This is a genomic window from Streptomyces sp. NPDC101776 (assembly GCF_044766845.1).
Taxonomy (GTDB): Bacteria; Actinomycetota; Actinomycetes; order Streptomycetales; family Streptomycetaceae; genus Streptomyces.
In genome coordinates this window covers 25,231-35,781 of record NZ_JBIWMV010000025.1, presented here as the reverse complement: position 1 = coordinate 35,781, position 10,551 = coordinate 25,231, and the positions used below count along the sequence as shown (strand labels likewise).

Sequence of the window (10,551 nt, the reverse complement as noted above, 5' to 3'; positions counted from 1 at the left end):
TCACAGATCCCCGACCCACAGCCCCTCAACTCATGGAAAGGACACGGAGTGAGCGACATTCCCGGCGGGCCCATGGCGAACCGGCCGGTCCACTTCATCTGGCTGCTCGACTGCTCGTACTCGATGCAGGGCGAGAAGATCGGCCAGCTCAACTACGGGATCAGAGAAGCGATCCCGGAGATGCGGTCGGTGGCCCACGACAACCCGGCGGCCCAACTGCTGCTGCGGACCGTCACGTTCTCCACCACGGCCCGGTGGCTTCATCAGACCCCCGTCCCTGTCGACGACTTCACCTGGCAGGACATCGAGGTGGACGGCATGACCAACCTCGGTGAGGCCCTGCACCTGGTCTCGCGCGAGCTGCAGAGTCCGCCGATGCCGCAGCGCGCGCTGAAGCCGGTGCTGGCGCTGGTGTCGGACGGGGTGCCCACGGACGACTGGCGGGCGGGCCTGAAGGCGATCGACGCGACACCGTGGGGCCGTAAGGCGGTACGGGTCGCGATCGCGATCGGCGCCGACGCGGACCGCGGTGTGCTCCAGGAGTTCCTGGGCAACCCCGAGTTGCAGCCACTGGACGCCAACAGCCCCAAACAGCTCGCGGCGGCGATCCGTTGGGCGTCGACGGCGGCGGTGAAGGCGGCCTCGCAGCCGGTCGCGGGCGACTCGTCGTCCGGCCCGACCCTCACCAAGCAACCGTACGCGCCGCCGGTCATCGACGACGACGATGACGACGTGTGGTGACGCTCGGAGCGCGACGGTGGGAGACGCTGACCGGGAGCGTGCAGGGCGTCGGGAAGAAGCGCAACCAGGACTGGTTCACGTGCCAGGGCTCCGGGTCCGGCGAGGACCCGCTGCTGCTGGCGGTGGCCGACGGGCACGGCTCGGCCCGCTACACCCGCAGCGAGATCGGCGCGCGTTTCGCCGTGGACCGCTTCGTGGGCCGGGCCGAGCTGTTCGCCCGGGCGGCCCGCGACTGCCATGAACCGGGCCGCCTCGCCCGCCTGATGACCTATGCCCGCGACGACTTCCCGCGCGCCCTGGTACACGACTGGCGCGAGGAGGCCCTCGGCCACTGGGACCGCCACCGCCCGGTCGCCGACGCGGGCACACCGGAACCACGCCAGAGCGAGAAACTCCTGCTCTACGGCACGACGTTGATCGGCGCCGTGCTGACGCCGTGGCTGTTCGTGGCCTGGCAGATCGGCGACGGCGATCTCGCGGTGGTCGAGCACGACGGCACGCTGAGCCGGCCGCTGGCCCCCGCCGAGGAGGATCTCGGCGACGAGACGGAGTCGCTGTGCGGCAAGGAGGCGTGGAGCGCGGTGCGGATGCACTGGGCACCGGTGTTCGACCAGTCCCGCACACCGCGTCTGGTCGTCCTGTCGACGGACGGCCTGTCGAAGAGCTTCGCCTCGGCCGACGGCTACCGGCAGTTCGTGGCGGGCCTGGACGGTCGGCTGGCGGCGGACGGCCACGAGGGGGTGCGCGAGGTGCTCCCCCAGTGGCTGGAGCAGGCCTCGAAGTACTCGGGCGACGACACGACCCTGGCGGCGGCGCTGCGGCATGTGCCGACGGTGACGGGCGGTCCGCCGGACCCCGCCCAGGAGGCCCCTCCGGAGGACTCGCCCATGGATACGGAACGGAAGACGGAGACATAGATGAGCGGCATGCTCGACAGCGGTACACGGCTGACCGCGCAGAACGGCGAAGAGATCCAGATCGTCGACATGCTGGGCGCGGGCGGCCAGGGCGAGGTGTACCGGGCCAAGACCCCGGTCGGCGACAGGGCCCTCAAGTGGTACTACCCGACCTGCGCGACCACGGAACAGGACGCGATCGTACGGGAGTTGGTGGAGCGGGACTTCGACGACGACCGGTTCCTGTGGCCCGAGGCGTATGTGCCCGCGTACAAGGGGTCGTTCGGGTATCTCATGGGGCTGCGCCCGGACCACTTCAAGGGGCTGCCCGCGCTGTTCCGGCGTCAACTGCGCACCACACCGCGCGCGTTGCTGACGGCGTGCCTGTACACGGTGGAGGCGTACCAGGCGCTGCACTCACGGGGCATCGCCTACCGGGACATCTCCTGGGGCAACATCTTCTTCGACCCGGACACCGGTGACGTGCTGGTCTGCGACAACGACAACGCGGTGGTGGAGGGGGACGTCAGCGGTATCTCGGGGACGATGGAGTTCATGGCCCCGGAACTGGTCCGCGCGGAGCCGGGCGCCCGCCCCGGCACCCAGTCCGACCTGCACTCGCTCGCCGTCCTGCTGTTCATGTTCCTGATGAACCATCATCCGCTGAAGGGAAAGCGGGAGTTGGGCATCCACTGCCTCGACGAGGCGGCGGAGCGCAAGCTGTACGGCAAGAGTCCGCTGTTCGTCTTCGACCCGGCCGACGACTCGAACGCGCCCGACCCGGTGGAGCACGCGACCGTACTGGCCACCTGGAGTGCGGCGGCGGGGAAGCTCCAGGACCTGTTCCGGACCCAGTTCACGGTCGGGCTGCGCGATCCGGCGGCCCGGGTCCGCGAGACGGAGTGGCGGGACGCGCTGCGGGCCGTACTGGACTCGGTCGTGGAGTGCGCCTCGTGCGGCCGGCAGAACATGACGGAACCGGGTGAGAACCCGCCGTCCCGCGCCTGTTGGGGCTGCGGCACCCGGCTCGTGCTGCCGCCCCGGCTGGTGGTGACCACTCCCCCGCCGCGCACCGAGCACCACATCCGGCTGGGCCGGGCGGCCCGGGTGCAGGCCCACCATCTCCAGGCGGAGCCGACCCGGCACGACTGCTCGGACGCGAGTCTGGTCGCCGAACTGGTCGAACACCCCGCGAAACCGGGCCGGTTCGGCATCGCCAACCGCTCGCGGCAGACGTGGACGGGGACGCGCTCCGACGGCACCTCGCAGCAGATCGGTCCCGGTCAGACAGTGCCGCTGCGGTCGGGTCTCGAACTGGACCTGGGCGGCGGGGCCCGGGCGGTGGTCAAGGCGAAGTGAGGTGTGGGGGCGCCCTGTTGGGACGGGGCGCCCCTACCGCTTCACAGGCCGAGCGCGTGCTTCAGCTGCTCGATGAGCGCGAGCCCGCCGGTGCCGGCCCCGACGCCGATGGTGATGGTCTCCAGCGCGGTCCGGACCCGGCCCCGGTTGACGGCCCGGCCCTCCTCGCCCGCCTGCACCAACTCGCCCTGGATGACCTGCGCTTGAGGGAGCAGTGTCGGGTTCTCGCCGCGCATCCGGTCGACGAGCTGGTCGGCGAGGGCCAGGACGGTCGCGGAGTCCGTTCCGTTGTTCACGACGTGACCGTGGTCGCCGATGTGGCTGTTGTGGATGTTGCCGCCGCCGTTGAAGTTGAATGTGCTCATGTCCCGCTCCCCGTTGGTGTTCAGGGCTGTGGTGCCCCGCTCTGGCCCGAAGGCCCGTGGCCTTGCGGCCCGTTGTTGGTGACGTGGCCCTGGTTGCCCACGGCGCTGTTGTGGACGTCCCCGGAGATGTTGTAGGTCTGCGTGCTGATGTTGGCCTGCGCCTTGTCGAAGGAACTCGTGTCGACGTTGTGGTCCTTGAGGAACTTCTCGGTGGCGACGAGGACGCCGCCCTGGAGCCTGAAGAGGAAGTCCTGCGAGTCGATGCGTTCGGCGTAGCCCGCCTCGCCCCAGTCCCCGATCCGCTCGCGCAGGCTGTCGGTGGCGCCGACGTCGAGGACGATGTGGTGGTCCAGGATCTCCCGCCGCCGCTCCGCCATGAACTTCTCGCGGTGCCGCCGCGCTCTGCGCAGCGCCCGCAACCGCCCGACGGCTCCCCGGAGTTCGGGCCAGGTACGCGCGTTGGCGTACCGGACCAGGCTCCACCAGCGCTTGGAAGGGGTCACGGGCAGCCGGTCCACCAGGTGGAAGCGTCCGCCCAGCGGTGGGATCGCGTAGGCGGCGACCTCCCAGGTGAGGCTGGGCCCGCTGAGGATCGCCCGCAGATACATGGAGACGATGATCCGCCCGCCGTCACCGACCCGCTCCAGGCACAGATGCGTCCGCATGCCCGCGCCCGGAGTCTGCACGCCCGCCTGCACCAGTTGGCTGGGGATCTTCGGGAGGGGGCGCGCGGTGCGGTCGGGCAGCAGTTCCGGAAGCATGTAGGCGTTGCTGCCGAGGACGTAGAGCCGGTTCTTGGTCCGCAGTCCGTCCAGCCCGGAGAGGGCCTCCATCTCCTTGGCCACATAGGTGTGGAGCTTGACCGCGTCGAACTGGCGGATGGTGAGCTTGCCGCCCTGCGGCGCGTCGGCCGGCTTGCTGACGTCGATCGGCTGCCAGACGACTTCCTTGATCTTTCTGCCGCTGCCGACGAACGGGTTGGTGAGGGCCGCCGCGTCGGCGTACGGCAGCACGTTTGCCCGCTTGTTCGAGTGCTCCTGGAGCCAGGCCTCCGCCGCCGCTTCCACCGGTGGGGCCAGCTTCTCCACCTTGTCGGGGTTGCGGAACACCTCCTGTGCCGCCTCGCGGGCCTGGGCCTCCGTGCGGTGGACCAGCCACCACGAGGCACCGACGACGATGACCGGACCGTAGACGCCCACCAGGGCGACCGAGCCGAGGCCGTTCGCGAGTCCCCAGAGCGCCACCAGCAGCGAGGCGCCGAACGCGGCACTGAGCCAGGCGAGTTGGCGGTCCAGGGCCGCGCGGCGCAGCAGGGCGGCGCGGGCGTGCCGGGCGAGCGCGACCAGGTTGATGCCGAGTGTGAGGCCGAGGGCGTTGAAGCGGTCCCCGGTGAGTTCCTCGTCGACCTCGCGGGCGAACCCCTCGTCGAGATGGACCGACGCGCACAGTCGTCGGGTCACCCCGTCCTTGCGGTACTGCGGCAACGACGGTAGGACTCTGCCCGCCACTGTGACCTGCCCTTCCGTCCGAACCAGCGCACTCAACCCTAGGGACAACAAGCCTGTTTTGTCCCGGAGTTCGGCGAGTGCGCGGGCTTTCAGTCGAAGGACAGCCCGCCGGTACGGGTCCGCTTCAGTTCGAAGAGGTCGGGGTGGGTGGCCAACACCCGGAAACTGTCGAAGAGTTCGGCCGCCTTCGCGCCGCGCGGAATCGCCCGCAGCACGGGGCCGAACCACACCGTTCCGTCGACGTGCAGGGTCGGCGTCCCCACATAGCCGCCCGACTCCTTCTCGACGCCCGCCTCATGACTGCGGCGCACGGCGTCGTCGTACGACGGATCGTGGGCGGCGGCGGCCAGTTCGGCGGGGAGTCCGAGGTCCGCGAGGGACTCGGTGATCACCGCGTCGAAGTCGTCGTAGGCCCGCTCGTGGACGCGGACACCGAAGGCCGTGTACAGGTCCCGCAGGATCTCGTCGCCCCGCTGTTCTGCGGCGGCCACGGCGACGCGCACCGGGCCGATGGACTTGTCGACCAACTCCCGGTACCAGTCGGGGAGTTCGTTGCCGATGTTGTGGAGGTAGAGGCTCATCGCGTGGAAGCGGAGGTCGAGCGGGCGCTCGCGCTCGACCTCCAGCAGCCAGCGGGAGGTGATCCAGGCGAAGGGGCAGGCGGGGTCGAAGTAGAAGTCGACGCGGACCGGGGTGTCGTCACTCATACCGAGAACGCTAGTCGCCGATTGGGCTGGAAACTCGGCCCAATCAGCTGATTTCTCAGTGGTCCACTTCGCTCACGGCCGTCTGTCGCGGGTCCCGCCCGCTGGACGCGAGGGCGCGTTCGAAGACGGGGGTGCCGTCCGGTACGGGTACCGGGTCGGCGAAGCCGTCGTACTGGCGGTAGAGGGCGCCGTGCTTCTCGACCACGTCGAGGACGAGACGGGCGGCGCCGTCCGAGACGACGTACCGCTGACCGGTGGCCGTGGCGACGTCCCAGCCGTGGACGGCCAGCTCCTTGATGATCATCGGAGCGATTTCGCCGGCCGGCATCTTCGCCATGCCGAGGTCGACCTCGCCCTCCCAGACCGCCGGGTCGGCCCAGGCGGCGACGGCCCGGTCCAGTTGGGCGGCGTAGGCCTCCGCCCAGTCCGGATCGGCGGTGAAGTCGCGCGCGGTCAGCTCCTCGGAGAGCTGCTCGCGCAGGGCCCGGTGCTCCAGGCCGTGCGAGGTGTAGAGGACCCAGTGGTTGACCATCGTGCGCACGTCCCAGTCGGGACAGTGCGTGGGGTCGTCGAGCTGGGCCGCGCTGACACCGCGCGCGACACGGGCCGCCTCGGCGGCGCATTCGATCATGTACGGGTGCAGGTCGTGGTTGCTCATGCGTCCCACGCTAGGGAGCGCGCGGTCAGGACTCTTGAACAAACGCGACAGCCTCGTCGGCGAGCCGGAGCAGCTCGTCGAACGGCAGCGAACCGGGCGCCCTGCGTTCGCGCGCGAAGGTGTTCGCGAGCCGTTGCAGCAGGTCGTTGAGCGGGGTCGGGACACCGTGCAGCCGCCCCAGCAGCGCGATCTCGCCGTTGAGGTAGTCGGCCTCGATGGTGCCGGTGCCCCGGTTCAGGGACTGCCAGGAGGAGCCGCCGCCGCGCGGGATGCCGTCGATCTCCACGAGCTGGATCTTGTCGCCGCGTGCCTCCTTCTCCTCCTCGGCGCTGGCGTAGGCGATCCCGGCCGCGTCGAGCACGGCCACGCCCTCGGCCCGTACCCGCCCGTAGATCGCGAGGCTCTCCTCACTGCCGAGCGGCCCGGCGACCGCCTCGACGGCGTTGACCAGGTTGCTGAGCAGCTTGGCGTACTGCCAGCGCGTCACGTCCGGCACGGCCGGCGCCTCGAACCGCGCCTTCTCCAGGTCGGCGGCGATCAGCCGGGCGGTCTCGTCCGTGCCGTGCGGATAGCGGCCGAGGTGCAGGATGCCGGTGAGCGGGGTGCCCTCGGCGGCGACGACGCCCGGTTCGACGAAGGTCGCGGGCAGCCAGACGCAGACACCGTAGACCCGTCGGAAGCGGCGCAGCGCGAGCCGTCCGCCCTCCACCCCGTTCTGCGCGCAGACGACCGGCAGCCGCTCGGCCGCCGTGCCGCCACCGGCGACCGGCGCCGGGCCCCAGACCGCCAGCGCGGCCTCGCTGTCCTGTGTCTTGACGGCCAGCACGAGGACGTCGTCGGCCCTCAACTCGCCCAGTTCCGCGGGCCCTTCGACAACCGGCAGCCGATACGTCGACTCGCCGTCCGGCACCTTGAGCCGCAACCCGCGCTCGGCCAGCGCCGCCCGCTGCGCACCCCGCGCGACCAGCACGACCTCGCACCCCGCCCCGGCCAGCCGGCCACCGATGGCCCCGCCGACCGCCCCTGCTCCGATGATGATGTAGCGCATGGGACGAGCCTCGCACAGTGTGGATCTCTCCCTCCAGGAGGGATCTCAACTGCCGGTCAGCTCCACCAGTTTGACCACGGTGTTCCAGTTGCGCGTGGTGGCGACCAGGCCCTTGTTGAGTCGCGGCCGGGACAGTTCCACGGCGAGCTTGGAGCGGCCGAGGCCGTCGGGGGCGTGGAGGTACAGGGCGCGGTCGCCGAGGCGGAACTCCTCGGGGAGATAGGCGGCTTGGTCCAGTTCCGCGAAGCGGTCCTCCGCGACCGGCACCGAGTAGTACGTGACGTGGAGCTGCTTGGCCTCCAACTCGGCCGCCGGGAAAGGGCAGTTGTCGGCGATCGCGCTCAGGTAGGCGTGGTCGCGGACGATGACGTCGACCGTGAAGCCGAACCGCTTCTCGATCGCCTGCGCGAGCTCCGCCGCGAGGGACTCCTCGTCACCGTGGCCACTCGCGAACACGGCCTGGCCGCTCTGGAGGTAAGTGCGGACGGCGTCGTGCCCGAGGCCTTCGAGGAGCGTGCGCAGCTCGGCCATCGGGAGCTTCTTGTTGCCGCCCACGTTGATTCCGCGCAACAGCGCCGCGTATGTCGTCATCCGGCCACCATAGAGCGGCCTTCGTGCCCCGTGGGGGTGGGCACGACGGCCGCTCGTGGTGTGCGGGTGCGCGGAAACTCTGTCGGACGAGGTGGGTCCGGATCAACACCTTCGGGCACACCCACCGGCACCTGTGACTTGTTCAACAAGGTTTCGTAATGACAAAGCGGGCCCCGGCCGACGCATCGGACACCCCGCGCACCCGGTCACCCTGATCACCACCCCCGAGCCGCCCGGATAGATGTAGGGGGCCGCCGTCCTCCCCAGTGGTGAGGGCCCGGGGTCCGTGCGGAGGAGCCGCTCGGCCGAGACCTCACCGGTCAGCACGAGGGGACGTTCTTATTCCGCGCATACCTTCGAACCATGAGGTGGCGGCAGGCGGCTGTCACCGCGCACAAGGGGGCAAGCCCGTCATGGGGAACGGAGATTCACGGGTGCGGGGCATCGCCGCCCGGGCCGGCGGCTGGAGCGCCCGGCACCGGTGGGCCGCGGTCGGCATCTGGGTGCTGTTCGTGGTGCTGGCGATGGGGATCGGTTCGGCGGCGGGCCGAGTGGACGTCGACGAGAGCGACCAGCTCAAGGGCGAGACGCACACCGCCGCCACGATCATCGACGACGCCGGGATCAAGGAGCCGGCCGGTGAGACCGTCCTGATCCAGTCGAAGGACGCGTCGGTCACCTCCACCGACAGCGAGTTCCGCACCGCGGTGACCGCCCTCGTCAAGGCCGTCGAGGGGACCGGCCGGGTCACGGACGTCACCTCGCCGTACGACACGAGGACGATCTCGAAGGACGGGCGGAGCGCGCTGGTCCAGTTCGACATGCGCGGCGACGCGGACACCGCCGGCGACCGGGTGGAGCCGGTACTGGAGGCCGTCGCCGGGGTGCAGAAGGACCACGGCTCGCTGCGGATCGAGGAGATCGGCGGCGCGAGCATGGCGAAGCAGTACAAGGACGCGTACGGCAACGACTTCAAGAAGGCGGAGTACTCCGCCGTGCCGGTGGCTCTCGGTATCCTCCTCATCGCCTTCGGCGCGCTGGTCGCGGCGCTGCTGCCAGTCGCTCTGGCCGTCACCGCGATCATCGCGACGATGGGCCTGATGGGCATCGTCAGCCACGTCCAGCCGATGAGTGACACCGCCAACTCCGTCATGCTGCTGGTGGGGTTGGCCGTCGGCGTCGACTACTGCCTGTTCTATCTGCGCCGCGAACGCGAGGAGCGCGAGGCCGGCCGGGATGCCGGGGCCGCGCTGCGGATCGCCGCCGCGACCAGTGGCCGCGCCATCATCGTCTCCGGTGTCACGGTGTGCGTGGCGATGGCGGGCATGCTGTTCACCGGGCTCGCCGAGTTCGAGGCGATGGGCCTGGCCTCGCTGATGGTCGTCGCGGTCGCCATGGTCGGCTCCGTGACCGTACTGCCCGCGCTGCTCTCGCTGTTGGGCGAGCGGGTCGAGAAGGGCCGCATACCGTTCCTGCGCCGGCGCAACCGCCGTGGCAACGGGGAGAGCCGGTTCTGGACCGCCGTCCTGAAGGGCGTGCTCGCCAAGCCGCTGGTCTCCGTGCTCGTCGCGGCCGGCGCGCTGCTCGCGATCGCCGCACCGGCCGTCGGCATGAAGACCGAGAACCTCACCCTGGACCAGGAGTTCGGCAACTCCCTCCCGATCGTGGGGACTTACAACCGGGTCAACGACGCCTTCCCGGGCGGCTCCGATCCGGCCGAGGTGGTCGTCAAGGCGAAGGACATCAACGCGCCCGAAGTGAAGAGCGCGCTCGCGAACTTCAAGGCGCAGGCCGTCAGTTCGGGCGCCTCGCGCGGCCCGGTCGACATCAAGCTGCACGACGCGCAGAACGTCGCCTTCGTCTACGTCCCGCTCGTCGGCGGCTCCGACCAGGACAAGGCCGCCAAGAGCCTGGAGAAACTGCGCGACGAGGTACGGCCCGCGACCCTCGGCAAGATCGATGGCGTCCAGGCACCGATCACCGGAAACGTCGCCGGGTCGCACGACTTCAACGACCAACTCCTCGGGTCGGTCGTACCGGTCTTCGCGTTCGTCGTGGTCTTCGCCTTCCTGCTGATGCTGCTGTCGTTCCGCTCACTGACGGTCGCGATCACCTCGATCGCCCTCAACCTCCTTTCGGTGGGCGCCGCTTACGGCATCCTCGTCGCCGTGTTCCAACACGGCTGGGGTGCCTCGCTGGTGGGCGCGGAGGGCGTCGGCGCGATCGTCACCTGGCTGCCGCTGTTCCTCTTCGTGATCCTGTTCGGGCTGTCGATGGACTACCACGTGTTCGTCGTCTCCCGTATCCGCGAGGCCCGGCTGCGCGGCCGTACGACACAGGAGGCGATCCAGCACGGCGTGGTCACCACGGCAGGGGTCGTCACCAGTGCCGCCGTCATCATGGTCGCCGTCTTCGCGATCTTCGGCACCCTGTCCATGCAGTCGATGAAACAGATGGGCGTCGGCCTCGCGGCGGCGGTCCTCATCGACGCGACGGTCATCCGGGGTGTCCTGCTCCCCGCGGTGATGGCCCTGCTCGGCGAGCGCAACTGGTACTTCCCGAAGTGGCTCCACCGTCTGCCCGACCTCACCCACGACGAGTCACCGGAGGAGGTCGCGTCCACGGTGACGGGTGAGGAGGAGCCGGTGCGGGTGTAACTCCTTCTGACTGAGGGCCTG

At 70.1% G+C, this 10,551-nt stretch carries 10 protein-coding genes; 4 read left to right on the top strand and 6 right to left on the bottom strand.

Annotation, left to right across the window (positions count from 1 at the left end; translation table 11 throughout):
* The first annotated feature begins 72 nt into the window (after nucleotides 1-72).
* The 3 genes from ACIRRY_RS44760 to ACIRRY_RS44750 are packed head-to-tail and all read left to right on the top strand — an operon-like array spanning nucleotide 73 to nucleotide 2,996.
* On the top strand, nucleotides 73-741 hold the full coding sequence (locus tag ACIRRY_RS44760; RefSeq protein ID WP_403985071.1) for a tellurium resistance protein: 669 nt from the start codon (nucleotides 73-75) through the stop codon (nucleotides 739-741).
* On the top strand, nucleotides 735-1,658 hold the full coding sequence (locus ACIRRY_RS44755) for a PP2C family serine/threonine-protein phosphatase (RefSeq protein ID WP_403984903.1): 924 nt from the start codon (nucleotides 735-737) through the stop codon (nucleotides 1,656-1,658). The genes ACIRRY_RS44760 and ACIRRY_RS44755 overlap by 7 nt, the downstream gene beginning before the upstream one ends.
* The gene (locus ACIRRY_RS44750; protein ID WP_403984901.1) at nucleotides 1,659-2,996 is read left to right on the top strand and encodes a protein kinase; all 1,338 of its coding nucleotides are present in this window, start codon (nucleotides 1,659-1,661) and stop codon (nucleotides 2,994-2,996) included.
* 41 nt (nucleotides 2,997-3,037) lie between these two features.
* Here ACIRRY_RS44750 and ACIRRY_RS44745 read toward each other — a convergent pair whose 3' ends face one another.
* From ACIRRY_RS44745 to ACIRRY_RS44720, 6 genes are all read right to left on the bottom strand, one after another.
* A complete protein-coding gene (locus ACIRRY_RS44745) occupies nucleotides 3,038-3,361 on the bottom strand; it encodes a hypothetical protein (RefSeq protein WP_403984899.1) in 324 nt (107 codons plus the stop codon).
* Nucleotides 3,362-3,381: 20 nt separating this feature from the next.
* Entirely contained in the window at nucleotides 3,382-4,821 is a 1,440-nt protein-coding gene (locus tag ACIRRY_RS44740; protein WP_403984897.1) for a hypothetical protein, read from the bottom strand.
* A 137-nt stretch (nucleotides 4,822-4,958) separates the two neighbouring features.
* Nucleotides 4,959-5,576 carry a DsbA family protein gene (locus ACIRRY_RS44735; RefSeq protein WP_403984895.1) on the bottom strand — a complete coding sequence of 206 codons (618 nt, stop codon included), beginning with the start codon at nucleotides 5,574-5,576 and terminating at the stop codon, nucleotides 4,959-4,961.
* A gap of 55 nt (nucleotides 5,577-5,631) precedes the next feature.
* Nucleotides 5,632-6,234, bottom strand: a complete 603-nt coding sequence (locus tag ACIRRY_RS44730) for a TIGR03086 family metal-binding protein (protein ID WP_403984893.1) — start codon at nucleotides 6,232-6,234, stop codon at nucleotides 5,632-5,634.
* Between the two features lie 25 nt (nucleotides 6,235-6,259).
* Nucleotides 6,260-7,282 (bottom strand): ketopantoate reductase family protein, encoded by a 1,023-nt coding sequence (locus ACIRRY_RS44725; RefSeq protein WP_403984891.1) that lies wholly within the window; start codon nucleotides 7,280-7,282, stop codon nucleotides 6,260-6,262.
* Nucleotides 7,283-7,327: 45 nt separating this feature from the next.
* The gene (locus tag ACIRRY_RS44720) at nucleotides 7,328-7,873 is read right to left on the bottom strand and encodes a DUF1697 domain-containing protein (RefSeq protein WP_403984889.1); all 546 of its coding nucleotides are present in this window, start codon (nucleotides 7,871-7,873) and stop codon (nucleotides 7,328-7,330) included.
* 413 nt (nucleotides 7,874-8,286) lie between these two features.
* Between ACIRRY_RS44720 and ACIRRY_RS44715 the strand changes: the two genes are divergently transcribed.
* Nucleotides 8,287-10,530, top strand: coding sequence for an MMPL family transporter (locus tag ACIRRY_RS44715; RefSeq protein ID WP_403984887.1), 2,244 nt, complete (start codon nucleotides 8,287-8,289; stop codon nucleotides 10,528-10,530).
* Nucleotides 10,531-10,551 lie beyond the last annotated feature (21 nt).